Origin of the sequence: Enterobacter sp. 22466 (genome assembly GCF_052044775.1) — a bacterium.
Classification (GTDB): domain Bacteria; phylum Pseudomonadota; class Gammaproteobacteria; order Enterobacterales; family Enterobacteriaceae; genus Enterobacter; species Enterobacter dissolvens.
The window spans coordinates 26,499-50,774 of the sequence record NZ_JBQENX010000015.1 but is presented as its reverse complement, the minus strand read 5'-3'; the positions used below and the strand labels follow the sequence as shown (position 1 = coordinate 50,774).

The 24,276-nt window shown below is 47.6% G+C and carries 21 protein-coding genes and 5 pseudogenes; 5 read left to right on the top strand and 21 right to left on the bottom strand.

Translation table 11 applies throughout. The annotated features are described in order from the left end of the window. Positions 1-62: 62 nt before the first annotated feature. Both ACTJJI_RS24720 and ACTJJI_RS24715 read right to left on the bottom strand, forming a co-directional pair. Positions 63-191: pseudogene (locus tag ACTJJI_RS24720) on the bottom strand (IS3-like element ISKpn37 family transposase); the annotation flags it as partial. A 187-nt stretch (positions 192-378) separates the two neighbouring features. Continuing rightward, a complete protein-coding gene (locus ACTJJI_RS24715; protein WP_440655945.1) occupies positions 379-1,086 on the bottom strand; it encodes a hypothetical protein in 708 nt (235 codons plus the stop codon). Positions 1,087-1,512: 426 nt separating this feature from the next. Here ACTJJI_RS24715 and ACTJJI_RS24710 point away from each other — a divergent pair. Together ACTJJI_RS24710 and ACTJJI_RS24705 are read left to right on the top strand one after the other, a co-directional pair. Further along, positions 1,513-1,635: pseudogene (locus tag ACTJJI_RS24710) on the top strand (recombinase family protein); the annotation flags it as partial. After that, positions 1,598-2,146, top strand: a pseudogene (locus ACTJJI_RS24705) (IS481 family transposase); the annotation flags it as partial. The pseudogenes ACTJJI_RS24710 and ACTJJI_RS24705, both read left to right, overlap by 38 nt. Before the next feature lie 213 nt (positions 2,147-2,359). On the opposite strand, the gene acrD reads toward ACTJJI_RS24705, so the two are convergent. Next, entirely contained in the window at positions 2,360-5,473 is a 3,114-nt protein-coding gene (acrD, locus tag ACTJJI_RS24700; RefSeq protein WP_440655943.1) for a multidrug efflux RND transporter permease AcrD, read from the bottom strand. A 386-nt stretch (positions 5,474-5,859) separates the two neighbouring features. Between acrD and ACTJJI_RS24695 the strand changes: the two genes are divergently transcribed. Beyond that, positions 5,860-6,609: a hypothetical protein gene (locus tag ACTJJI_RS24695; protein ID WP_440655941.1), complete on the top strand. Its 750-nt coding sequence runs from the start codon at positions 5,860-5,862 to the stop codon at positions 6,607-6,609. 453 nt (positions 6,610-7,062) lie between these two features. On the opposite strand, the pseudogene ACTJJI_RS24690 reads toward ACTJJI_RS24695, so the two are convergent. Continuing rightward, positions 7,063-7,281: pseudogene (locus ACTJJI_RS24690) on the bottom strand (transposase family protein); the annotation flags it as partial. Between the two features lie 196 nt (positions 7,282-7,477). Between ACTJJI_RS24690 and ACTJJI_RS24685 the strand changes: the two are divergent. After that, on the top strand, positions 7,478-8,350 hold the full coding sequence (locus ACTJJI_RS24685) for a hypothetical protein (protein ID WP_440655939.1): 873 nt from the start codon (positions 7,478-7,480) through the stop codon (positions 8,348-8,350). A gap of 230 nt (positions 8,351-8,580) precedes the next feature. Beyond that, positions 8,581-8,829: pseudogene (locus ACTJJI_RS24680) on the top strand (IS3 family transposase); the annotation flags it as partial. Between the two features lie 225 nt (positions 8,830-9,054). Here ACTJJI_RS24680 and ACTJJI_RS24675 read toward each other — a convergent pair. The 17 genes from ACTJJI_RS24675 to ACTJJI_RS24595 all read right to left on the bottom strand — a co-directional run bounded on the left by ACTJJI_RS24675 (position 9,055) and on the right by ACTJJI_RS24595 (position 24,261). Further along, positions 9,055-9,516, bottom strand: a complete 462-nt coding sequence (locus ACTJJI_RS24675) for a hypothetical protein (RefSeq protein WP_440655937.1) — start codon at positions 9,514-9,516, stop codon at positions 9,055-9,057. Continuing rightward, positions 9,501-10,208 carry a winged helix-turn-helix domain-containing protein gene (locus ACTJJI_RS24670; protein WP_440655935.1) on the bottom strand — a complete coding sequence of 236 codons (708 nt, stop codon included), beginning with the start codon at positions 10,206-10,208 and terminating at the stop codon, positions 9,501-9,503. Before ACTJJI_RS24670 ends, ACTJJI_RS24675 begins: the two co-directional genes overlap by 16 nt. Positions 10,209-10,257: 49 nt before the next feature. Continuing rightward, the gene (locus ACTJJI_RS24665) at positions 10,258-10,494 is read right to left on the bottom strand and encodes a phosphopantetheine-binding protein (protein WP_440655933.1); all 237 of its coding nucleotides are present in this window, start codon (positions 10,492-10,494) and stop codon (positions 10,258-10,260) included. A 15-nt stretch (positions 10,495-10,509) separates the two neighbouring features. Then, entirely contained in the window at positions 10,510-11,976 is a 1,467-nt protein-coding gene (locus tag ACTJJI_RS24660) for a hypothetical protein (RefSeq protein WP_440655931.1), read from the bottom strand. A gap of 346 nt (positions 11,977-12,322) precedes the next feature. Continuing rightward, a complete protein-coding gene (locus ACTJJI_RS24655) occupies positions 12,323-13,321 on the bottom strand; it encodes an IpaD/SipD/SspD family type III secretion system needle tip protein (RefSeq protein WP_440655929.1) in 999 nt (332 codons plus the stop codon). Between the two features lie 45 nt (positions 13,322-13,366). Beyond that, positions 13,367-14,485, bottom strand: coding sequence for a hypothetical protein (locus tag ACTJJI_RS24650; protein WP_440655927.1), 1,119 nt, complete (start codon positions 14,483-14,485; stop codon positions 13,367-13,369). A gap of 29 nt (positions 14,486-14,514) precedes the next feature. After that, positions 14,515-16,584: a type III secretion system translocon subunit SctE gene (gene sctE, locus ACTJJI_RS24645; protein WP_440655925.1), complete on the bottom strand. Its 2,070-nt coding sequence runs from the start codon at positions 16,582-16,584 to the stop codon at positions 14,515-14,517. A 14-nt stretch (positions 16,585-16,598) separates the two neighbouring features. Further along, a complete protein-coding gene (sicA, locus tag ACTJJI_RS24640) occupies positions 16,599-17,138 on the bottom strand; it encodes a type III secretion system translocator chaperone SicA (RefSeq protein ID WP_440655923.1) in 540 nt (179 codons plus the stop codon). Between the two features lie 128 nt (positions 17,139-17,266). Then, on the bottom strand, positions 17,267-18,379 hold the full coding sequence (locus ACTJJI_RS24635) for an EscU/YscU/HrcU family type III secretion system export apparatus switch protein (protein WP_440655921.1): 1,113 nt from the start codon (positions 18,377-18,379) through the stop codon (positions 17,267-17,269). A 15-nt stretch (positions 18,380-18,394) separates the two neighbouring features. Then, positions 18,395-19,120 (bottom strand): type III secretion system export apparatus subunit SctT, encoded by a 726-nt coding sequence (sctT, locus tag ACTJJI_RS24630; RefSeq protein WP_440655967.1) that lies wholly within the window; start codon positions 19,118-19,120, stop codon positions 18,395-18,397. Between the two features lie 59 nt (positions 19,121-19,179). Continuing rightward, entirely contained in the window at positions 19,180-19,434 is a 255-nt protein-coding gene (sctS, locus tag ACTJJI_RS24625) for a type III secretion system export apparatus subunit SctS (protein ID WP_440655919.1), read from the bottom strand. After that, positions 19,431-20,105 (bottom strand): EscR/YscR/HrcR family type III secretion system export apparatus protein, encoded by a 675-nt coding sequence (locus ACTJJI_RS24620; RefSeq protein WP_440655965.1) that lies wholly within the window; start codon positions 20,103-20,105, stop codon positions 19,431-19,433. The genes sctS and ACTJJI_RS24620 overlap by 4 nt, the downstream gene beginning before the upstream one ends. A 7-nt stretch (positions 20,106-20,112) precedes the next feature. Next, the gene (locus ACTJJI_RS24615) at positions 20,113-21,039 is read right to left on the bottom strand and encodes a FliM/FliN family flagellar motor switch protein (RefSeq protein ID WP_440655917.1); all 927 of its coding nucleotides are present in this window, start codon (positions 21,037-21,039) and stop codon (positions 20,113-20,115) included. Continuing rightward, positions 21,036-22,109, bottom strand: a complete 1,074-nt coding sequence (locus ACTJJI_RS24610; RefSeq protein WP_440655915.1) for a SpaN/EivJ family type III secretion system needle length determinant — start codon at positions 22,107-22,109, stop codon at positions 21,036-21,038. The genes ACTJJI_RS24615 and ACTJJI_RS24610 overlap by 4 nt, the downstream gene beginning before the upstream one ends. Beyond that, a complete protein-coding gene (locus tag ACTJJI_RS24605) occupies positions 22,084-22,551 on the bottom strand; it encodes a hypothetical protein (RefSeq protein WP_440655913.1) in 468 nt (155 codons plus the stop codon). Before ACTJJI_RS24605 ends, ACTJJI_RS24610 begins: the two co-directional genes overlap by 26 nt. Then, the gene (sctN, locus tag ACTJJI_RS24600) at positions 22,535-23,839 is read right to left on the bottom strand and encodes a type III secretion system ATPase SctN (RefSeq protein WP_440655911.1); all 1,305 of its coding nucleotides are present in this window, start codon (positions 23,837-23,839) and stop codon (positions 22,535-22,537) included. The genes ACTJJI_RS24605 and sctN overlap by 17 nt, the downstream gene beginning before the upstream one ends. 14 nt (positions 23,840-23,853) lie before the next feature. After that, a complete protein-coding gene (locus ACTJJI_RS24595; RefSeq protein ID WP_440655909.1) occupies positions 23,854-24,261 on the bottom strand; it encodes a hypothetical protein in 408 nt (135 codons plus the stop codon). Positions 24,262-24,276: the final 15 nt, after the last annotated feature.

Genomic DNA, 24,276 nt, shown 5'->3' with positions numbered 1-24,276 from the left:
GGATTTGGTTACACTATTTTTACCGAGTTAGGCTAGAGGAATTTTGAAAAATTCAGTGCTGTAACGACAAGCGCGAGATAGCACCATTTGTCCTGCAGGCGAATAAAACTGATGTCACCAAACCAGATCTGGTTTGGTGCAACAGGGTTAAACTGCCGGTTCAATAGATTCGGTAATGCCGGGCTGTTGTTTAGGGGCCTACTCACCTCAATCCCCTTATACATGGTCGTGTTTGACACACTCCCATTATGGCATCTCTGATGCCGTTTAATAGAGCCTATGATGTTCCATTATGGCAGATTAAACACAGATTTATGATTCTCCCAGCATGATCGGGGAGCCCCATGAATAACAGCTAACAGCCAGAGCGGGTCTGAGTCAATCATCTGAATCTGAATTGTTCTCATGTCTGTCACAATATTCTTTCACATAAATGTGACTTATATCATAAAGTTTATCTCTCACGAATTTTTCCAGCTCTGATTTCAGTTTATCAACACTAAAATCCCGCTTCTCACTGAATTTTTTTAAGTTTTCAGCCAAATATTCCTTGGCCTCTCTATCAACTGCATTAAGCCGGGAATTAAAGCATTCTATTACTTCCTTATAAAAATCTCTCCATTCGCTGCCGTAGTCACCAAGTTTATAGTGATCAAAAATATCTTCGCGGATAAAATCAGTAAAATCTTCACGAGAAACATCATCGAATACATCAGTAAAGTGATAATCAAGAAAGTTTTCTACAGCTTGTTCTGTAATCTTATCTGATGAGTTATTTCCAACAGCCAAGCTGAGTAGTTGCTCCAGTAATTCTTCACTAACAAACAGCTTTTCACAGGAAGGTAAAGGTGGCAAACTTGTCAGTTTAAGATCTTTCAGATTTAAATTTGGTTTTTTTGTTGGTTCATTTAAGCATTGGTTTATTCTTTCAACAGCTATATCTCGCTGTTCTCCAGCACCTTGCACTGCTTCTCCTCTCCACTTATCACATTTCTGCTTTAAAATGTCAGCCTCGGTCTTGTTATCTTCTCCCTGACAGTATGAATGAGGTGATGGGCTGCGTTGAACTGCATATTTTATACTCACTTATTTAACTTAATAATTCAAATGGATTTTATTTTAACTGGATGATAACTGTACATCCAGAACACACCTGATTTACATTTATTTATCTTCAGCAAACTCAATAGCTGAAAAATATACCAATTTTAAAATGACAATATCTGTACCATGTCTGTTCCCCGCCTCGCTAAATGTAACGACTCGTAATCAGCACAGATTTCAGCAAATGTTTCTTTCGCTTTGTCACTTACATCTCGATTGCTTACAACTTGATAATGGAGTTACTTTGATACTGAGAATTAACTGAGGTTGATCATAATGATCTATAAATATCACTCAGTCATTCTATGGTGCTATAAAAAAACGCCACAAATCCATAATGGTATTTTTAAGGTACACCTAAAACAAACAGTTCGGTGAGACAGTTTTTCTGTCTCATTTGTGGGGGCTCGTCCGGGTGACACGCTGATGGTGACGCGGGTGGATCGTCTGGCGCGCAGCATCCAGGATTTGCAGGGTATCGTGTACAGCCTGAATCAGCGCGGGATCACCCTCAGGGCCACAGAGCAGCCGGCGTAAATCCATCCCGTCAGACTCCCTGTTGCAGCTGCGGCAGCGTCTTGATCGCCTGCCGCCCAAAAGCCCTGAACGGGCATCGCAGATTGCAGCAGTCTCTGCATTATATGGACTCTCTACCACGTCTGTGTACCGGGCGCTCAATGATTTGCTAAAACCCCGCCCGATTCACCGGCAGGACCATGGGCAAGCGCGGGTACTTCCCCGAAAGGATATGGAACGTTACTGTGAACTGGTCTCTGCACTTAAGTTTCGCACCACCAACAAAAAGGGCCGCCATCTTTCCACCCGCCGGGCGATTGAATTACTGGAGGATTACGGTGTTGATACTGAACAGGGACACTTTCAGTCTCCAAAAGGTGAACCCACACTGATGCTGTTCAGTGTTGTCGATGACCGTAGTGGTGTCGCATACCAGGAATATCACTGCGGGTATGGTGAAGATGCGGGATCCGCCCTGCGATTCCTTTATGCCGCTATGGCACCAAAAGTCGATCCCGCTTTTCCCTGAACTCCTCCCTGAGTCCATTAGAAGAGGCGTCAGGGGTAGAAAACGTTGCTTAGCGTGAGTTTTCGTTCCGCTGAGCATCAAACCTCTTACCACACCTAAACACCAGTTAATCCGGTATCCGGTTATGACATGTGGATGTTGGAATCGCTGAGAAGCCTGTCCTTCCCGGAGGCGCTACAGAAGGACAGGTATGAGAGAGGAGAGATGCATTTACTGTTTTTTGTGTGATTTTAGCGGGAAGCGACGCCGCACCAGCACAAAGAACAACGGCACGAAAAAAATGGCCAGAACAGTGGCAGAGAGCATTCCGCCCATAACACCTGTACCCACGGCGTGTTGGCTTCGGGAGCCTGCACCAGAACTGATCGCCATCGGCAATGTACCGAAAATAAACGCCAGTGATGTCATTAATATCGGTCGCAGACGCTGACGGCATGCCGTTAGCGTTGCCAGGATGAGTTCTTCTCCTTTCTCGTTTTGCTCATTTGCAAATTCGACAATCAGTATTGCATTCTTTGCTGACAGACCAATGATGGTCAATAGTCCGACCTGAAAGTAAACATCGTTTTCTAGCCCCCGAATCCAGGTTGCCAGTAATGCTCCGGTCACGCCGAGCGGGACTACTGTCATGACGGAAAAGGGTACTGACCAGCTTTCATATAGCGCTGCAAGGCACAGAAATACAACCAGTAGCGATATAGCATAGAGTGTCGGCGCCTGGGAGCCGGAGAGGCGTTCCTGGTAAGACATGCCGGTCCATTCCAGCCCAAAACCCGCTGGCAGTTTAGCCGCCAGCCTCTCCATAATATCCATGGCTGTACCATTACTGACACCAGCCGCGGCCTCACCCTGAATTTCGACGGATGAATAGCCATTGTAACGTTCAAGACGCGGAGAACCGGCTCCCCAGTGTGATGAGGCAAAAGCGGAGAAGGGAACCATCGTGCCAACATTGTTGCGCACGTACCACAGATTGATATCGCCTGGTAACATACGGTACTGTGCTCCACCCTGCACATAGACCTTTTTGGTCCGTCCACGATCCATAAAATCATTGACATAGCTCGAACCCCAGGCGGTTTGCAACGTGTTATTAATATCCTTAACGGCAACACCGAGAGCTTGTGCTTTTCGCTGATCAATATCAATATGCAACTGTGGGCTGTCATCAAGACCGTTGTGGTGCACACGGGCTAGCTGATTGTTTCTTGCCGTTTGTGCAAGCAACGTATCTCGGGCAGTCATCAACGCAGCATGACCCGCACCAGCATGATCTTCAAGCTCCATATCGAAACCGGCTGAGCTACCCAGACCGTTGATGGCTGGCGGGCTGCTGACGATAACTCTGGCCTCATTTATGTGCTCAAATACTTTAGCTGCGCGTTCAATAATCGCAAAAGAAGAGCCGGTTTTCGGGTCACGTTTATCCCAGCCTTTCAGGCGCACGAATACTCTGGCGACGTTCTGTCCATTACCACCCGGACCTGCACCGACAATGGAAAATACGGAGGAAACATCCTGTTTTTCGTTATTAAGGTAATAATCTTCTACCTTCTTCACAACTTTCAGCGTCTGCTGCTGCGTCGAGCCGCTGGGTAGTTGCACAGACGTGCTGAACACGCCACGATCTTCAAGCGGCAGGAATGAGGTCGGTAGACGTATAAACATAAATACCATACCACCTAGTAGCAGGCCGTAAACCAGGAGCCAGCGCAGCGTGCGGCTGAGCATACGACCCACGAACGTTTCGTAGTAACAGGCGTTACGGTTAAAAACGTCGTTAAACCAGCCAAAGAAACCCTTCTTTTCATGGCTTCCCTGGGTAACCGGTTTGAGTATAGTGACGCATAATGCGGGAGTCAGGATCATCGCGACCAGAACCGAAAGCACCATTGCCGAGACGATGGTAACGGAGAACTGGCGATAAATGACACCGGTGGTGCCGCCAAAGAACGCCATGGGTATGAATACCGCTGACAGCACCATAGCAATACCAACCAGTGCCCCCTGGATTTGTCCCATTGATTTGCGTGTTGCATCCTGTGGTGAAAGACCTTCTTCACTCATGATGCGCTCGACGTTTTCCACCACGACAATAGCGTCATCTACCAGCAAGCCTATTGCCAGCACCATTGCAAACATGGTGAGAATATTGATGCTGAAGCCGAAGGCGAAAAGAATCGCGAACGTCCCCATGAGTACCACGGGGACCGCGATGGTTGGGATAAGAGTCACACGAAGGTTTTGCAGGAACAGATACATCACGAGGAAGACAAGAACGATGGCTTCAAGCAACGTTTTTACAACGTCGACAATAGAGGCTTTGACAAATGAGGATGTCTCGTAGGCGATTTTATATTTTAATCCGTGTGGAAAATATTGTGATAACTCATTCAGACGATTAACCACCCGGTTTGCTGTGACCATCTCGTTAGCGCCGGAGGCGAGCTTAATCCCAAGTCCTGAGGCGGGCTGGCGATTAAAACGACTGAGATAGTCATATTTCTCCGATCCCAGCTCTACAGTGGCTACATCGCCAAGTGTGACTTCCGAACCATCCTTATTGACGCGCAGGGTGATATGCCGAAACTGTTCCGGCGTCTGCAGCAACGACTGCGCCGTAAGCGTCGCATTCAGCGCCTGCCTCTTCACTGAAGGTGTACCGCCCAACTGACCGACCGCAACCTGGGCATTCTGTGCGATGATTGCATTAGTAACATCCTGTGTTGTCATCTGATAGTTTGTGAGCTTTGTTGGATCCAGCCATATACGCATTGAGTACTGAGAGCCATAAGCGTCGACATCTCCGACCCCGTTAATGCGACTGATAGGATCCTGAACATTACTTGCGACATAATCGGCGATATCCTGTTTGTTCATGCTACCGTCGGTGGAGACGAAAGCAATGGTAAGGATATTACTATCTCCGGTTTTACGTACCGTGACGCCCTGATCCTGTACATCCTTCGGGAGTTTACGTAACGCGGATTGCAGCTGATTTTGTACTTGCTGTACCGCTGTATCCGGATCAGTTCCGGCAGTAAAACTGAGCGTCACTGTTGCCTGACCGTTAGCGCTGCTCTGTGACGACATGTACAGCAGGTTATCAAGACCCGTCATATTCTGTTCAATAACCTGGGTGACCGTATTCTCTAGCGTTTGTGCGGATGCTCCGGGATAGCTTGCTGTAATTTTTACGTTAGGCGGCGCAAGGTCAGGATATTGTTCTACGGGGAGTGAAAAAATTGCAATGCACCCTATCAGACATAGCAGAATAGCCAGAACCCATGCGAATATAGGGCGGTCAATGAAAAAATTCGCCATCTTAATTAAAGCCTCATTGTTGTGGGTTTTCGTTTTATAATTGTTTTAAATCTATCCTTTATTCAGGTGGGTGTCCTGTAGTGTTTTATTTGGTAATGTAAAGGGGGGTGTTGTTGTATTAATAAATATTGTCGGGGTGTGCGTAATTTAATACGTCTTTTATTGATGTGGGTGATTGTCGGGTGAGCATGGTTGCATCACAAAAAAAAGATAAAAATATACAATAAAACAACCATAAAATATTTTGTTTTCGATGCTGTTGCAAGAGTCGGCGCGCCGCGACGATAAACTTTGCAACCATTTTAGCCGTACTGAAAATCAATCCACTCAACCAGATATTAAGTTTGCCACGACAGGACAACGATTACTCAGGCGAGGAGCGTATTTTGCAATTAATGGGCATGAGGAAGATGCTACCGTTAGCAGACATTATGTGTAACTTTACTCTTTACGGAGATGTTTTTATGATGCCCTCCCCTGCAGGAAACAGTTTATTTCCCGCTGCAAGCAGCAGCATTAACATTAATCCGATAGCCCATTCTGACACTTCTCCTGACGTGAGCGTATGGGAAAAAATTAAGGCGTTTTTCTGCTCAACGAAGAAGCCAGAAGTGCTGGAGCTCATCCGGCAGATTTGTCACCCGCCGGCCGGAACGACGCTGGAGCAGGTGGCCGGTAGATTTGAACAGCTCAGGACGTTCGCGTTTAGCGGATTTGCAGAAAACGTACAGTTCGGCCGGCACGAGGAAAACCACTTCTGCATTCTGGACGAAAACAGCCGGGAGATGCTGACGGTGATCCTTGATGACGCTGGGAAGTATACTGTGAAGTATGAGGGGGGTAATAAAATTTACAACCTGACCATGGATGATGAGGAAACCTGCCGCCAATTAGCGGAAGCCAGCCGGATTCATAACCAGGGACTCATTGCTGAACAGGCCTCTCAGCGATTCGGTATCCGGAATGACATACAGATGCGTCGGTCTATCGAAGAGGTTAGCCGGCTGGCTCATCCGTATGTACCGTTTGAGGTTCTGGGCGATGCCATGAATCCCCAGAGACTCGCTATTGAAACTATTGAAGCTATTGAACTGTCCATCCAGCAACATGGTATTATGAGTTACCGTGGCCAGTAGTCACAGAGGCTATTCGGCTGACTTAATAAGGATAGGAGCAGCCAGTTTAATTTTCTAAAATGCCTCGATGCCCGAGCGCGTGATTAGCTACCTGGAGAAGCTAGCTCCTCCAGGGGGGAACAGTACAGATTGACGAGATGTTCCTTGAAGAGATGCTGATGCACACCCAGTTCAGCAGTGATAACGTGATTATCAGTCGGCCCTCCGGGTGTTTTTTATTGATATCAGCACCACACTGAAAAATGCCCCCCTTATAACCACAACCTCGATTATCTGTATGACAACTGTGCAAGGGACCACTTCTGATTGACTGGCGGAATTTCAGATCGGAACATCGCTGCCCATTCTTAGCTATCTGTTTTTTCATGTAAAGTTCAGTTGCTCGGAGCCGTTCTGCTTCGGTAAACATTCATCTCCTGAGAGTCCAGGAAATCGTCCGCATCCCCAAAACGGCCAACAATCCTGGCGTTGACAGAATGGGAGGTGTTGTATCCGGCGCCGCTGGCAACTATGGACAGAGCGGCTGCGCTTAAGGCATTCAGGACATAGTGCTGTTTTACGTGTAGCACGAAGATGGATGGTTATCCCATCAGGAAGAACAACTTGTCGGCTGGATTACCACTCGCAAGGAAACTGTAAAAGAGTCTTAAGTGAAGGCATAGCGTTATCCATAGCTGAAAACAGCTTAGGACCTTGTTAACTAAAAAGTTTCATTGATTTTCTTCCCCCCATAGTTGCGGAAAGCCCACTTTCGCACCGTTAGTGACAGTGAAGTGGCTTGATGTGCGAAATTTGATATCACGTGATATCAATAGCGGACTATGTTTACCCTCCATAAGAGCGATATTATTTGTTAAGGAGTAGGTTTATGCTACCAGTATCGGGTTCCTCATCATCACCTATTCAGCGAGCAACGACATCAGAATCGAAGCCATCAGAAACAGCTAAAACAGAAGGCGAGTATAGAGAGATATTTTCCCAATGTGCAAATGAATTTCAGGCGCTTCGCAATATCAGTAAAACAGGTCTTTTTTTTAAATTAGATGAATTGGCGGATTTGGCCCAGGGAAAGGGGCCAGTGGTTGTCGCTGATGTGGAAGAGTTTTTCGGCATCACACAGCGCATTGCTCAACTGGAGGGGGAGGCGTTAGGGTGTGTGGAAGAGTATAAGACCCGTTTTCAGGAGTTTAAAGCAGCGCACTGTAATAAGGGAGAGGCTCTGGAGAACATCCCTTGGCTTGCAGGTGGTGACTTACCGGTAAGTCACGTCACCGAGCAGTCGGCCATTGAATCCTTAATCAAAACAGAGGAAATGACCAAAAAAAGCCAACTGCAGGTATTTGTTCAGGAAGATATTAAGGATAATCATCTGGTTCCTCACGAAAAAATTATCGTTGGGCGTGCAATTCAGCGTTTTCTTAATGCCACGACCTTAACCCTGAACTCATCTTTGGGGGGGCCTGCCTGCAACAATATCAAGGGAATGGCAAAGTTAACCGGAGCCGATGTGACGTTGCCTGCGGATCAGCCCGAAAAGTGGTCTGTACCGTTGGTCAGGGAAAGGTTATCCCCTCAACTGAAGAAGCTTTACATGCATATATCAAAAACCGGTTCTTCTTCCACGCTCTCAGCAGATGCAATGCACGTGTTGAAGGATAAATGTGATGAAGTGTTGAGGGTAGTTGATAGATTTGGCATCTTTAACGTTCCGGAAGAAATGAAACAACCCGATGGGGTATAATTAAGGGAACCTTTCCAGGAATTGCAAATATACCTGAGTTCTATAATGCCACAATTTTTTAGTACCGTCGTGCGCTGTGCGCATTATCTTCCTGGTAAAAAGGCCATGTTTATGGCCTTTTTACTACTTTGTTACTTGACTGCTTTATTCATCCCACAGTGAATCATTAAAAGTGACCGGGTTATCATGATAACGTTTTAATTTATCTCTTACCCATGAGTCGTGGTTCCCGATGTTACCGCCGCATCTGGCAGTTACTGCGCCGTGAGGGCCTTCATGTTAATCACAAGCGCGTGTACCGCCTTTATCATCTTAGAGGGCTGGGCGTAAAACGCAGACGGCGTCGTAAAGGGCTGGCAACAGAACGTCTGCCTCTGCTCCGCCCGGCGGCGCCCAACCTGACCTGGTCGATGGATTTTGTCATGGACGCGCTCGCCACCGGTCGCAGGATCAAGTGCCTGACCTGTGTGGACGACTTTGATCCCATTAGTTTTACCGAGAAAAGAAGGAACCGCGCCGGTTTTCCGGGAGAGTATTTTGTCTGCGAACTCAGGCTGGTCGCGCTGGCGGCGTCTGTCGGGGTGTAGATGATGATCACAGTGGCGGTAGTATGACAACGGGGCGAAATCCAGCTCATGGCATACTGGCCCGACCCCGTATTCGTCGAGCAGGGTATTCATCAGGGGGACTATATACAGAACACGTTACAAGCGGTGAAACACCATATTATAGCCCATTGGGGAACCTGTAAAAAAATGGATAAACAACTTATCATTGCCAATCAGGTATACACGCATCTTCACCAACTTCACAGACTGAAATAAATCATCCAGGCCGGGGAAATTCTTCTGTGGAGAATACTGATAATGGTGAATAAAAATACTTCCCGTATGATTGCTGTTGATCAGCCGCCATGTCTCATCAATGTGACGTAACATGGTTCCTTTACCATCATATAGCACGGCCGAGCCCGAGATCTGACTATTTTTAATATATATCGTGGTGACGAGATTAACATTACCCTCCGCGGTAGTAATAAGTTTACGCCCTTCCCAGAATCCATCTATTGCACTGGCCGCTGGGTGTGTCACGCCATAATACGCCGCACCAACAGGAAGCAGTATCACTGCCAGCGTATACAAGAGGATCTCTAGTTTGCGGAACATACTGTTTCCCCTTTCTGGCTTTCCCGACAACTGAATCGCAGGTTATCGACCTTTCCCTGGTAGATTACAGAAGCATCATCTTGTCCATCAGGCAAGACTCCAGGTGCAAAGATAGGCAACGAAGAGGGATCGATATGCTGATAAACAATAACGCGCGAAGACGTAAACAGATAAGCACCAAAGGTTGCCCCACCAATTAGCCCGATGATCCCCAACCGACAGAGCCACAACCAGGCATGAGAAAACCCAGTCGGTCTGACGGGGGGGGCAACCGGTAACGTCACCGACAATGGATATATGTGTATCTCATCATCCACATCCACGGTGTGCTCTTCAGCTGACACAACGTCCTCAACCTGGCTTCCGCCCAGACCAGAGCAGGATGGTGCAGTACCAAGCTGATAGCCCAACTTTGGGATCGTGATAATCATCGCCCGCCCTTCATCTCCCATAATTTTGCGCAGTGAGCGTACAATTTGCGCAATACTGTGCGGATTAACATAGCTCCCTTCCCAGACTTCAGACAAGAAATCCTGGTGCAGGGCGGGTTCCGGATATTTATCACACAGCAGCTTTAAAACCGCCGCCTCTTTTTTTCGAAGTTGCTGTTTGTCCTCTCCAATCGATAGCACCCGACTTTTGGGGTTGAAGACAAAACTACCGAAGATTATGTCATTTTGCTTATCACACATATTTTCAATATAAAAATAAAATCACATTAAATACTTGTAAATTATCATATCACATCCTTGATTTAACACACGACAACCATGATGCCACCTCTTCCAGGGTCAGCTCCGGATGGAGCTGATTTTCCTGCACATAAACCTCCTTATCCTCCAGGCGGAGAATAAGGTCTACTATTTCAATAGAGTCCATACCCAGCTCATGTTGCAACCTGTCCTGGGGCTGCATCAACTCCAGAGGATACCCATTCACCTGGTTTACCAGCAGATAAATTTCATGTAAATAGTTCATAAGTGGTGAGTATTCCTACTGCACATACGCATCACTCGCATCTCGGGTTAGTGCCCCAGCCTCACTTGTAATAACTCTTTTTGCTTTTTGAGCTGTGTTAAAAACCCCTACATTAGCTTTTTCTGCATCCTTTGACAGACGAGACGCTAAATCATGGTCTATATTTTTCTTCAACTTAGCACGCATATTCTTCAGTTGTTCTTCAAAATCTTTGTCAAAAAGAAGATCAGATTGCCGTGCCTGAGTCGTTACATCAGGTGAATTTTGCCCATTACTATCTGAAGAATGCGATACTTTCGCTGGTGAAACACCATCTGGTTGCAGAAAAACCGACGGAGGAACAGGAACGGAAACGTCGTGAATATCCGCCTGCTGGACTGGCGCTTGAACGTGAAGATGTTCGCGTTGCTCACTCACCGCAACTGAAACAGGAGATGGATGAGGTTGCAAGTCATCTACCGACTCTGTTATATCCACAGTCTGCTGTTCAGCTACATTAACCTGAAGAGGTTTGCGTTGCTCACTCACCGCTGGAACAGAAGGAAGATTATTACGAACGTTCTCGATAAGATTAGCGAAAAGTGCAAATTTCTGTTCTACAGCGTCACTCACAATTTTTCGCAAAGCATCCGTATCCAAATTTGCTGTTGCTGTTGCTGTTCCACCTGTTCCACCCGTTGCACTAATATTAAACACATGCGGCCCAGCCACGCCAGTTGATGGCAGATGGCTTGCAGGTACAACCGCTGGTTGTGGTTGTTGTGGTAGATTCTGCGGCGGAGCATCGGCCGAGTTATCCGAAGCGGTTCTCAATGTATGGAAAATGGCAGAGCGGTTATTTAATAACGTAGAAAACAACAACGGAATATTATTGACATGAACTTTGCCCAACAGTTGATTAGAACTTTCCACCAGAGTCGTTACTACCGAATTATACTGTTCAGTGTTGAAGGCGTTTTTTACCGCCTCGTCGCTTGATCTCCCGGTATGAGTACACCAGACATTTACCGCCTGCTGCGTCGTTTGATCAACAATGTGTTTATTAATCTCTTGTTGAGAAGTGGCATAAACCTTCTGAAGAGTCTGCCAAAAATTATTTGTGTTCACCCCATTATTTGATCGAAGTGCTTCGATGATAACATTCAATTGGCCTTTCTGCGTTTCAGGAAGGGCATCATGTACATTAGCAAGAGCACACTTTGCTAACAGAGCGTTTTTACCGAAACACTCGAATGATTCTAGATTGATTCCCATCCCAGACAAATAGTGCTCACTTCTGACGCCATCCATATTCCTATGCGTCACCTGTAACGGGCGTTTTTCTAATTCATGTTGTGCACAACCCATACAACGCAAATTGGCAGATGAATTAACAGCACTGGAACACAAGGAACCTACACCACGTGTATTTTCATTCCTTAAATCAGATGCACTAACAAGTTGCCTTAAATCGGGTAAGCACTGTGCCCTTGTTAAATTCATAACTAACCTCACATATAAAAAATATAGAAATGAACGATCTCTGTACGCCAAACTTTTTAACTGATTGTGCAGCAACCTTTATCTCGGTTCCGGTGCTGATGATGGGTACGTTGCGTACGCGTAGCCCTTAATGTCGAGTTTGTGTTCCGGACATCGGCGGCCCCTTTCCCTAGTGATGTTTCTGCCATTTGCGGAGATGGTCGCAGCGACCGAAATTGATGAGAAGTTTGAGATGCGCCCAGCGGGTACATCGGAAATCTGTACCCAAGATCTCTAGTTTCCTGATGGAACCTTTGCTGAAGAGCATTATTGAAATCTCCAGAACTAATAACGTGCATATATATCCTTATGACCGAAGGAAACCCTGTGCATTTTGGGAAAGCGAGCTGATAACACCACTCAATTCTTTATTAAGGTTATCGAAAGTGCTGTTTGCCTGACTATAGCGCTGAGCAAAGGATTGCATGTTGCTTTGTATTGTACTGCCTACGGTATTAAAATCAGCTAACCAAGCGTTATACTCCGGCGTTGCAACCTGAGCCTTACCATCAGTATAATCATCATCAGCCTTTGGATTAGGATAAGTTTGCGCTTTCGTATAAAAACTCAGATCGGCATGGACACTCCCATTATCATCGATAGTAAATGCTGGTGCTAATGACTTTTTAACAGCATCCTTTTGATCGGCTGACATACTCCCCCAATCCGGTACGGTCCCAAATGAATCCGTTTTCCAATGACGAAAGTTATCATACCCTCCCTGCATAGTGCTCGAATAAAAAATGACCTGATTAGCATCAGAACCAGCAGTAACAGCAGAGGTAGCTGCAGTCTGTACTTCACTATTATAGTCCTGATACATCTGCGCATATTTCGACATCAGGCCTGCATAAAAATCGACATAATTCGTTTTAATGCTGCCGATAGCTTTCGCAACCGCCGCCCACAGATCGGCATAACTATTGATACCATCATCACCGACATTATCATTTTTTTGTGATTTGGCTGACAAACCACAGAGCAACACCTCACCTTTTTGATGGGTGTTCTTCAGTTTACCATAGCCTACCGCGCGGATAAGTGCATCCTGATGTAGCTTCTCTAACGTGATATTGCCCGGTTCAGAGGTAATAGGCTTCACTGCCATATTATTCTCTCGTACCGGTAAACCAATCAGCATGCGTGCATCCGCAGGCAGAGTATTCAGCATCCTGGCCACTTTCTGAGAAACGCTTTGTAAACCTGGAGCTGAATAAATATCGGCTTTTTTTTCAGGCGCGTTCATACTGGGTGGGAAAAGAAAACTATTAATCATCGACATATTGTTTTCTGTCTTCATTGCCATTCACTCCGGAATATCAAGGGGAGCTCACTCCCCTGTATAAAATAGTTATGCGGCCGCACTCGCCATCGATGAAATAGTGTCTTGATTCTGACGGACTATTTGTTTCATGGTTTCCAGCGCTTCATCTTTACCTTTAGAGGCTGTTTCATGGCTCTTCTGTGCCGACCCAGTCAGGGTATTGTCAAGGTCTTTAGAAGTCTCCAGCATTTTTGACTGACTATTATCCGAGGCTGCTGCCGTCGCAAAACCGCTCTGAATCATGGTATCAGTGCTTCTGCCGAGCGTTTCCAGCGTTTGTGCACGTGTACGGTAATCAATATTTTTATTCGCAGTTACCGAATGATTATGCCGACCTATTTCTGCTGCGGCATTCATTCCAGGAAGATCAGCCTGCATAGCCATCTCAAGATCCTCAGGCGTATCACGACCGACCAGATCATTACGACTGGTCAGCCAGTTATTCCGTTGTTCCCCAACCATCTGATGGGCTTCTGTAGCCGGTACCAGATTCTCTTCAATAGAGGTATTCTCCCGCTTCATAGCCTTACCGATCATCAGCGAAGAGCCCACCGCAGCGCCAACCCCTAATGTAGCCCCCGTAATGGCCCCAGTCAGATTATTGTCCGCTGCAGATACAATTTTATTTCCCGCCTGTTGCGCAGCAGAAACCATCATCTCGCCAAACTGCCCTGCCTGGGTCGCCGCATTATTTTCCTGCTTTTGTTCAGCATCACGCACCGCCTGGAGTGCCTCAAACGCTACCTGACTACCCATAACATTACAGATAAAGACTTTTCCCTGATCGGGTCCTCCCTCCCCGGTATGGGACTCAGGGAAGCGCTGACCGCATTGTTGTGCCGCCTGTTCCAGCGCGTTGTCCGTGCGATTAAACACACTTGCTTTCATGTGACTCAGAGAATCAAGTGCCACACGCATCGATACTACACCTTGACCTTGCAGGGAAACCGGGGCCGAATGACTGGTCAGGAACGGTAGAAACACAGAGTTTGTCTGAGCAAGCCGCTGCTGTTGCACATCCTGGACGGTCAACCGTGCCTTCAGCGGTTGCTTAGTGACAACCTGATGGGAGAGTTTTTCCCCCATCATCGGTAATTTCGACAACAGTACTGCTTGATGTCGAATGATTCCTGCTGGTATTTTCATAAAAAATCCTTATTAATCAATAATATTAATTACGCGACAGCACCACGAGAGATCTGATTCGTGATAAACATCCCGACTTGAGTCTGCTGGTGGGTAGCGGCCGACATATCCTGCAGAATAGCGCTGGTGGTTTTCAGTTTGCTGGCAAAGACCTTCAGCGCTACGTCCATCAGCGTTTTCAACAGTTCCTGATTGGCCATATCCTGCATCAGCCCCGCTTCATCTTTTGATGCCTCTTTACGAAGCTGTGCAACATAGATCCCCGCTCCCGCCTGAGCGGCAGTATTCACGGTAGTCATCACCGAGACGCCGGTTTGCATGTGATTGCCTACTTTCATCAGGGTCTCGTTGTCTTTGGCCAGACCGTTTTTGGCGACATCAACGGCTTTACTCATGAGTTTGCGCATTAATCCCTGGCTTGCCTCTTCCATCGTTTCCTGTGCCACCTGCTGTTCTGTCTGTTGAGCTACCCGAGAAATGGCTTGTTCAGCCACTTCTTCACCAACCTCTTCGACGGCCTCTTTTGTTACATTCTCCCCGACCTCTTCAGCCACATCCGACGTGACGCTACCCGCTACACTTTCAGCGACATCACCCGCCACGGCATCCATTGCTGCACCAACACCGGCCTTAACCACGCTGCCAGCCACCGCAACAGCCGCCAGCACGGCAACCGCCGCCATGATCGCACCGAGGATTTTGCCAACCTTCTCCGCTTCAGCTTTATCAACACCAAAGGTCTCAAGCACGTTGGTCATCATGTTGCTGAAAAAATTCATTAGCGGTTTTACCACCGCATCCATGACTGGCTTGAGGGCATCTTGCATGAAAGAGTGCCCGGTCACCGCCTGATCGATAGCGTCCCCCACTGCCAGTGCCAGACCGACCGCCGCCAGCGCCAGAGAGGCCCCACCAGTAAACGCAGCAGCAGCAAAACTCACCGCTGTAATTACCCAGCCGATGATTTTGCCAATACAACCCATGGTTTTCTGCGTCTCTGCCGCTTTCGCCTCTTTGGCGGCGAAGTCCTTGGCTTTTTGCTCCGCGTCTTTCGCAGATGCTTCCTGCAGCTTTTTATTCAGATCCGCCTGCGCTTTCAGGTTTTCAGACGCGCTCTGATTGATAAGCTGGTTCATGAGTGCCATCAGATAGGTCAGACTGGCCGCATCCTTTTGGGTCGCTTTATGTTTCTCAGTCACGACTTGCAGTTGCTGGGACGAAAGGGAACTAATAAGTTTCTGCGATGCTTTTATATCAGCATCTACTTTTGCCTGACTCGCATTTACGGCTTTTAATGCAGGCTCCAGGGTGTCGGATTTAAATTTATCGCATTGTCCCTGCAGAGAAGATACTTTCGCCTTCGCCATGAATAATCCCTCTTTAGCGAGCGAAATTTTCCGCTGTAGCGCCTCAGGAACCGGTCTCCCCCAGACAGTATATTCTTTGGCCTGACTCTCTAAATCCGTCAGCGACGCCTGATCCTGCGCCACTCTGTTTTCTGCTTCCTGCAGTTTATCCGTCATCCCATCATATTTATCTTTATCTTTCTGATATTCCTCTTTGTCGTGAGCCAACGCTTTACCATCAGCCTCAAGTGCTTTCGCTAATGCACTATATTCCTTTTGTACCGCCGCATTCTGTAGATTAAGATTTTTTAACGCATCAATCGTTTTTTGAATCGAGTTATTACTCGTCATCTGGGCAATTTTGCCGAGCAATGCCATCAGGCGAGCATCTGACGTCAGATCGGAATCATCCTCTGCAGAGACACCCACATTATTCGCGGCATCAGGTGGAACTTTTTGCGCTGGCGTCGCCAGACGCGGCAGGGTACCAAGCCCGGACAGATGCCCAACAGGCTGTTGTTCATCCCGGCTTTGTGACTGGCGCAGCAACAGTTGTTCCAGTTGTTCTGGCGTCAACGTCTCCTGCATTGTTTTGGCATCACTCCCGCGCGCATGCACAGCGAAGCGAGAATCACCAAAGCGTTTAACCGCTGCATTACTTGTTTTTACTGCATTATTACTGGCTGATTCATGACCGAACAGATGCGCCAAATGGTTCAGGCTACCGGGATCAACCCCCACTGGTATGCTCATATTTACGTCTCACTCTATTTAATTTCGTCCGGGATCACGTCTTCCGTTGAAGCATCAGAAAAATCCATTTCCTCCATAGCTAAAAGATAGGCTTCAGCTTTTTCTGCTAGCTGAGTATCGTTCGCTTTTTCACATACAATTTCAAAGCAACGTCGGGCTAACACCCCACGCCTTAACATTAAATTACACTCACCGGCGTAAAACATCGGGCGATAATCATTATCAGAAAGCGAATATGCCAAAGCGTAAAACTCAATCGCCTTTTCATAGGATTTTTTTAGCTGGTGAACAGCAGCCAACCCGAGCATATATTCCGGATTATAAAAATCATAAACACATAAAAAACGAAACAGTGATTCAGCATCTTTCAACCGTCCCTGCTGATAAAAATCATATGCATATAAATACACATCCTGCATCACGGACTCTGGAATATTATGCACATCCTTCAGTGTGGCACCACTTTCCAGAGCTGTGAATATAGCATCATTATATTCATCCATCTGTTGCTGGCGACCATCTTTACCTGGGCGTTGAGCTGTATTCTGGCTCATAATATCCTCCATACTGTTTGGGTTTTTGAGTCTCCCCTCCCTGTAATAAACGTTAATTTATGTACTTTTGAGGGGCTAATATAGCGTTAGAAATACATGGGCAATACAAAAAAACGGCTATAATACGGTTAATTTCCCTCATCTTCACGAGGTGGAAGTGGTACATTCTCAGACTCAATATGGTCAGCCTGCTCTATGGGGTCTCGCCGGCCCGCATGTTCTACCTCCTGTAACCAGATGAGCACCTTCATGATCTCCAACAAGTCATCATCATTGAGAGAGATAAAACTAAAAAGTGCATACTTTTTATATAACCTACGCGTCAGTGGTGGGTAGCGAACAACCGGTATCCCCTCTTTTTCAGCAAATGCAATCGCCGCTTTTGCCTTCATGTTGGTGACACGAAGAGTTACAAAGGGCAACATTGCTACTTCCGGCTTAAAATAGAGTGCCATGGCGATGTGGGTAGGGTTAGCCAGTACCACTTCTGAGTTTCGTATGGCCATCTGCTCGTCCCCGGACAATATTTCCATGTGCGCTGTACGCCTGGCTCTTTTAATCTCCGGGTTACCATCACTTTCTTTACGTTCTTGTTTAACTTCATGTTTATCCATTTTCAGATCTTTAAAATAGATAAAAAACTCTGCCAGAGCGTCCGGGATCAACACCATAACAGCCAGGCTAATAAAGAGAAAAGCCACTTTGACAATTAAGCCCCCCCAGATAAAAGCAAGTTGTATAATATTTCCCTGTGATACGGAGAGCACTTCCTGTAAATCCTGGTGGACAAAAATATAAAAACAGCAAACAAATACCACTAAATAACACAGTGCCTTTACAAACTCTTTCACAGTACGCAGGCTGAATATTTTCTTTACACCCTCCACAGGGTTAAGAGCTTTAAAATTAAGCTTTAGCGCTTCGGTGGCAATCGTAAATTTCGTTTGCAATACTGTTATTGCCGCACCAGCAATAAAGCACAAGCCAATAAACGGAAGCACTATCGATAAAAACAGACTCAATACAGCCTTAAGATAATCCTTCACCGGCATAGCATCAGGATACCGCAGTATCTGGCGATAAAAGGCCATAAAGTGGGTGAAGCTCAAAGCATGTCCTAAATAAACTACGCCACACACCAGTACCACGGTAGTAGTAATATCCTTGCTCTTAAATGTTTGACCTTTTTTTGCCGAGTCTTTGCGTCGTTTTTCGGTCGGCTTTTCACTTTTCTCTGCCATAGGAGGCTATCCTGATTAATGACCAATAAAATGGTAAAAATGTGTTAATGAAAACAGGTCAAATAGCTGATGTGAAAGTACGTTATGCCCATAAAGCAGGAAAATAGAAAAAGCAATGAAGCTCTTAAATGACATAGACAGTGAAAAGGGGTTCAATTGCGGACAATATCGCGCAAAAACGCCCAACATGATTTCCGATAACATCATCGTCATCATCACTGGTGCCGCCATAACAATCGCATGTTCGCCCAGGATTTGGATCAACTTCCCCGCAACCAGCCAGCGCAGGTGTAAAAACGGACTGCCGGGAGGGATAAGCTGATAACTCTTCACCAGCGCATCCAGCAACAGTTCCATCCCTCCCTGAGCTAGGAAAATAGCGCCAAAGATAAATCCTAAAAACGCAGACATTGTTGAGCTCTGTAACCCGTTGACAGGATCGATACTTTCACTGATTGTGGCACCACGCTGGTTATCAAACAGTTCACCCATTGCATTCGCTATCCAGAAAGGTAAACACAGCACCATCGCCAGCATCAATCCCAGCAGGGCTTCTTTCGTCAGCAGCAACACCCAGCCTTGCTCAGGATCAACCACATGCCCCAGACAGGGCCAAAGCCCGATCAAGGTTAAAAAGATCACCGTATTTTTAAGAATAGGGTTGGATAACATCTTGCCACCCGTCACTGGCAGCAGGTAAAACACCAGAGCCACCCGAGCGTAGGCCAGCATTATCATCATAGCGTTGTGCTGCAGCCAGATGTAAAGCGTTAGAATGCTACTCACTGATATTCTCCCCTTTAACGGAAAGCAATGGAGAAAGACTGAATAGCAAAATGCAACATTTCGACAGAAAACCAGCCCATCAGGCCAAAAATACTGGCAAAAACGGCCAGCATTTTCATACCAAACGGCAGCGTCTGTTCCTGGATTTGCATTACGGTCTGAAACAGGCCCACGATCACCCCGACAATGGTCGCCAGAGCAATTGGCACCGCAGACAATTTCAGCACCAGCAACAGAGCGGAATCCCCTATAAACGCGATATCATTCATTGGTTCATCAAATCCCCGTATTGCAGGATCATCCCTTTCGACAACAAGGTCCAGCCATTCATTGCGACAAACAGGATAAGTTTAATGGGTATTGAAATGGTCACCGGACTCATCATCATCATCCCCAGTGCCAGTAAAATACTGGAAACAACCATATCGATAACGACAAACGGGACATACAGATAAAAAGCGATTTTAAATGCGCTTTGCACTTCACTCAGCGCATACGCGGGCATCAGCGTAGTCAGAGGCAGAGCCGTCATATCGTCATTGCTGAGCACATGTTTATTTGTATCCTCGTCGCCATCATTTTGTTGAACACGATCAAAAAAGCGAATCAGCTCGTGATCGGAATAACGCACCAGATAGTCCCGATAGCTCCCCAGCCCCTGGTCAAAGAATAGCTCCATTGATGCGGTATCATTGAAACTGGTCTGATGGGTCTCCATCCAGGCTGAAATATGCCGGCAGACCGGCATCATCACAAACGCAGAAAGGATCAGCGCCACTCCATTCAGGGTCATCGTTGAGGGAACTTGCTGTACACCCAGCGCATTACGCACCATCACCAGCACGATGGAGAATTTGATATAGCACGTCCCCCCAGCGATAATGAACGGCAGTAAAGTAACAAAGGAGAGCAACGCTATCAGGGAGATATCACTTGTCATCGCCATGTTAGCTGTCCGTATCTGCGTGATAACGCGAATGAACCTGCATGATTTCCACCGCCAGACGTCCATCCCGTAGCGTGACAAGTTCGCCTTTCGCCACAGCCTGCTGGTTCAGGCAAACAGTAAGCTGTTTTTCTGCATCTACGGGTAGTGGCAGGAAGCATCCTTCCGTCATCCCTTCCAGCTCTGACAGCGATGCTTCATGTCTGCCCAAAACAAATTCTACACGTAGCAGAATATCACCCATCTCGAAGTGAACATCCTGATGCTGTACATCGTCTTCATGTTCCGACGTACTTTCGTTTTTCATCGTTTCACCCACAATCAGTACCTCTGGTTCAGTTTGATATAAATGAAAAATGGCATGTTGGTTCACCATAAGCCGTAGCGCCGACTGCTCAACAACCAGGACATCACCCGGCTCCAGGGTTGCCAGTTGGTTCAGCGTCAGGAATGAGTTACCCAAAACATAACGCAGCATCACGCGTAGCGACCCGGTGATAGAGTTCGACGGTGTGGAAACCGTCCCCGCAGGCCAGTCCATCACCGCCAGCGCCAGAGGTGATGCTGGAACCACCACCCAGAACGCCTGTGATAATGGCTCAGCCAGCTCAACATTCACCACCAGCCAGCGATCGTCAGCCACGATCCACTCGCTGACGCTTCCCCGGAATAAATTCACCAGGTATTCAACAGGAACATCCCGCCATGCCAGACCGGGTAATTGTTCACAATGTTTCTCCAGCCAGAGAGGAAGGCTGACAAATGCCGTGGCCTTTCTTTGTGCATCATCCTGAAGCGTCAAACAGAGATAACGGGTCTCTTCGTCCACCTTAACCGGTTCAATCCAGCTCCCGGGTAAACGCGAGCGCAGAGCATTTAAAGCACGCTCCTCCATAGAGACTGAGCGCAGAACCTCCCGTAAGGTCACGACTGTTCCTCCTCATCCTGCTGTTGCTGCCGGTGCTGCTGCCCTTCCCCCGATTCGTCCCCCGAGATTGGCGCCAGAACCAATGGGCTTTTTTCCGGCCAGTACTGCACCTGCTGACTAAGCGCATCTGCCACCCGCACACCCGATGGGTGCAGAAGCACAGGGTTGTCTGCCAGTTGTCCCCCTTTCACAGCCAGGCGGACGGAGTGGTTCCCCTCCCAGCTACGAAAGCGATACTCCATACCCAGTGTGGCTGGCGCCTCCACCGTCGATGTCATCTTCAGTAAGTGAGGGGGCTGGTGTGGTACCGAGACAGTGCTAGCTTCCTGACGGGGCGGCAACTCCTGTTGTGCCAGAACCGAGTATGGCTGAGTACTCACTGTTTCTGGGGTATCTTTGTGCAGTACAGATTTCTGATCCCGTGCTCCACTATCCTGCATGCTCCCTGACAAATGAAGATTTGCCGTTACCACAGGCGAGGTTAATGTCTGATGCAAAGCGAGGGACTGCTTGTGCTCCACAACGAGCGGCGAATGAATATTAAGCTCCTGCACCGGGCTGGATACCAAAGGTGCAAAATGCTGAGCCTGCACCGGGCTGGATACCGAAGGCGCAAAATGCTGATCCTGCATCGAACTGGATACCGAAGGCGCAAAATGCTGCTCTGGAACCGCACTGTTAGCGGTGATAGTGGCGGGGAGTGGCAAGTCGTTCAGCATCACCTCTCCGTTGAGGGTACCATGCTGGATATTGACTGACTCCGTAGTAACAGCCGTGTTCAAGGCTGAGCCAGCCCAATACACCTTACGCTTTATCCCACCCTCCATCTGGTGAATGGCCGTCAGGTTGTCATGCGATTTGACCTGCCCCGCTTCCCGCCATGCAAGTAACGTCAACGGGGGGAGAGCCTGCTGCATCACCGATTGAAACTGAACTCCCCCTTGCGCATGCCGTTCCTTTTTAAACTTATGCGCTATCATTTTATCCATTCCATCAGAGGGTACTGATACGGCTTCAGAGGGTAGTCGTGTGGATAGAGCCAGATTACTGGCAGTAATTTTCTCGGCCATAACTCGCGATCTCCTGAATATCGTTTTCAATCATGTTTTCTTGCCTGCGGATATGCTCCAGACGCAACTGGGTAAAGAAGCGTTGGATCTTGAGCTTGCGCTTATGCAATACAGCAGTCTGCTCCTGGCATTCCAGTAACTGCTGCTGATGCAACTCACGCGCCTCCTTAATATCCTGTATCTGTTGCCAGAGAGTATGCTGCTGACTGAGCAAGATACCCTGCTGACGAAGGCACTCTCTCAGCCCTGCCTGGGTCAGTGTTCCCGTCTGCAACAGGTCGCGGATCTCCTGACGCAATCTCTCCCATTGCTGTTGTAGGGCATCACCTTTCTCTCCCAGCGAGCGCAGGGCGTCCTGGTGAATCGCGCATTGTCGCAACATCGCATTCTGTTTACGCTCCAGCAGGTCGATAAATTGAATACCTTTACGCCAGGCAGCCATAGAACTGTTCCATCGTCTGGGCTATTGAGGTTTTCTGCGGTAAGGGTTGACACAAAAAATCACGCATCAGTGCTTTCTTATCAAAGGCCAAATCGTTATCGTCATTTTCTCCACGTCGGTACTCCCCCAAGTCCAGATACATCTGCATGTCGCGCTGGCGTACCAGCAATTCACGAAAACGCGCCGCCGCCTGTTGATGTGCAGGCTCTGTCACCTGATGAAACACCCTGCTGATGCTATGCAGAACATCAATCGCCGGATAATGCCCCTGAGCTGCCAGTTTTTGGCTGAGATAAATATGCCCATCCAGAATGGAGCGCACTTCATCACCAATCACATCTGCCTCCTCCTCATTTTCAACCAGTACGGTATAAAACGCCGTAATGGAACCTTGTGGGGTACAACCTGGCCTTTCGAGTAGTTTCGGTAAATTCTCGAAAACCGAAGCCGGATAGCCGCGACGTGCCGGTAATTCACCCATACCTAACGCCATGTCGCGCAGAGCTCGGGCGTAGCGGGTTATCGAATCAATGAAAAGCAGGACATTTCTCCCCTGGTCACGGAAATACTCCGCCACCGTGCTGGCTACCTGTGCGGCGTTGCAGCGTTCTACAGAAGAGCGATCGGATGTGGCATAGACCAAAACCACCTGCGCACAGCGGGAAGTATTTTTCAGTTCTTCAACAAACTCAGTGACCTCCCGGCCACGTTCACCAATCAAACCAATGACATAGACATCTGCTTCAGAATGTTCAATCAGCATATTCATCAATGACGTTTTTCCGCACCCCGCCGCAGCAAAAATCCCCAGACGCTGGCCCTGACCACATGTCAGCAAGGCATCAATCGCCCGAATACCGCTGTTTAATGGCCGGGATATCGGGCTACGCTGGCTGAAGTCCAGGATTTGACCTTCAATTTTCCGCTGTTCGCAATGTATGTGCTGGGGCAGAGGCCTCTGCCCCAGCGTGCCACAGATACGTCCCATTGCATCAACCACACACCCCAGCAAATTATCGCTGAGCGTCAAGCAAAAAGGCCCGCCAGTAGGTACCAGAACATGTTGTCTGGAAAACCCCGAACTGTCGCTTAGCAAGCTCAGCAGGGTACGGTTATCGCGAAAACCGATGACTTGAGCATGTCCGACAATCGTTTCATCCTGTAGCGAAGCCTGCACTTCACACACTTCACCAATCGACGTTCCAGGCAATTCGGCTTCAATCATGCTGCCCTGAATACGTAATGGATGAGCAATATGCTTAAAACATTGTGATAGGGAATGAGGCATGCCAGGACTCCGCGTTATACCAGAACGTTTTTATATTCAAGCAACTGATTAAAATAGCTATCAAGCATGGTCATAAACGCATCGACAGATTCCAGGCTCTTCTCTTTCACCTGTGCCCGGAGTTCCAAATCGCCCTCAACTTCATAAAGTGCAGGCTGACCAATGTGGAAACAATCCTCATCATGTTGCAGCAGAAGAGGAAGCAGTGCCGAGCTATTATGGGCAAGAGCATTTTCATTAAAGTCGGTCAGTTTTGCCCAAACCCAAACTTCATCATCAATGGCTGCCAGATTAATATCCGGATTGCCTTCCTTCATCGTCAGAGTTATCGTCGAATGATTATCCAGCCCCCCCTGAACTACATCACTAATTCCCATCTGATCAAGTGCCTGAATCAATAAATTTGAAAGATCATATTGCATAGCTGAGTTCTCCAT

Excerpts from the sequence above, each read along its gene's own strand:
- sctE (WP_440655925.1), bottom strand. The coding sequence starts at position 16,584 with ATGAGCATACCAGTGGGGGTTGATCCCGGTAGCCTGAACCATTTGGCG.
- ACTJJI_RS24620 (WP_440655965.1), bottom strand. The coding sequence starts at position 20,105 with ATGACAAGTGATATCTCCCTGATAGCGTTGCTCTCCTTTGTTACTTTA.
- sicA (WP_440655923.1), bottom strand. The coding sequence starts at position 17,138 with ATGAGCCAGAATACAGCTCAACGCCCAGGTAAAGATGGTCGCCAGCAA.
- ACTJJI_RS24665 (WP_440655933.1), bottom strand. The coding sequence starts at position 10,494 with ATGAACTATTTACATGAAATTTATCTGCTGGTAAACCAGGTGAATGGG.
- ACTJJI_RS24635 (WP_440655921.1), bottom strand. The coding sequence starts at position 18,379 with ATGGCAGAGAAAAGTGAAAAGCCGACCGAAAAACGACGCAAAGACTCG.
- ACTJJI_RS24595 (WP_440655909.1), bottom strand. The coding sequence starts at position 24,261 with ATGCAATATGATCTTTCAAATTTATTGATTCAGGCACTTGATCAGATG.
- ACTJJI_RS24655 (WP_440655929.1), bottom strand. The coding sequence starts at position 13,321 with ATGGCAATGAAGACAGAAAACAATATGTCGATGATTAATAGTTTTCTT.
- sctT (WP_440655967.1), bottom strand. The coding sequence starts at position 19,120 with ATGATGATAATGCTGGCCTACGCTCGGGTGGCTCTGGTGTTTTACCTG.
- ACTJJI_RS24660 (WP_440655931.1), bottom strand. The coding sequence starts at position 11,976 with ATGAATTTAACAAGGGCACAGTGCTTACCCGATTTAAGGCAACTTGTT.
- acrD (WP_440655943.1), bottom strand. The coding sequence starts at position 5,473 with ATGGCGAATTTTTTCATTGACCGCCCTATATTCGCATGGGTTCTGGCT.
- sctN (WP_440655911.1), bottom strand. The coding sequence starts at position 23,839 with ATGCCTCATTCCCTATCACAATGTTTTAAGCATATTGCTCATCCATTA.
- ACTJJI_RS24670 (WP_440655935.1), bottom strand. The coding sequence starts at position 10,208 with ATGTGTGATAAGCAAAATGACATAATCTTCGGTAGTTTTGTCTTCAAC.
- ACTJJI_RS24610 (WP_440655915.1), bottom strand. The coding sequence starts at position 22,109 with ATGGCCGAGAAAATTACTGCCAGTAATCTGGCTCTATCCACACGACTA.
- ACTJJI_RS24675 (WP_440655937.1), bottom strand. The coding sequence starts at position 9,516 with ATGTTCCGCAAACTAGAGATCCTCTTGTATACGCTGGCAGTGATACTG.
- sctS (WP_440655919.1), bottom strand. The coding sequence starts at position 19,434 with ATGAATGATATCGCGTTTATAGGGGATTCCGCTCTGTTGCTGGTGCTG.
- ACTJJI_RS24650 (WP_440655927.1), bottom strand. The coding sequence starts at position 14,485 with ATGAAAATACCAGCAGGAATCATTCGACATCAAGCAGTACTGTTGTCG.
- ACTJJI_RS24685 (WP_440655939.1), top strand. The coding sequence starts at position 7,478 with ATGCTACCAGTATCGGGTTCCTCATCATCACCTATTCAGCGAGCAACG.
- ACTJJI_RS24605 (WP_440655913.1), bottom strand. The coding sequence starts at position 22,551 with ATGGCTGCCTGGCGTAAAGGTATTCAATTTATCGACCTGCTGGAGCGT.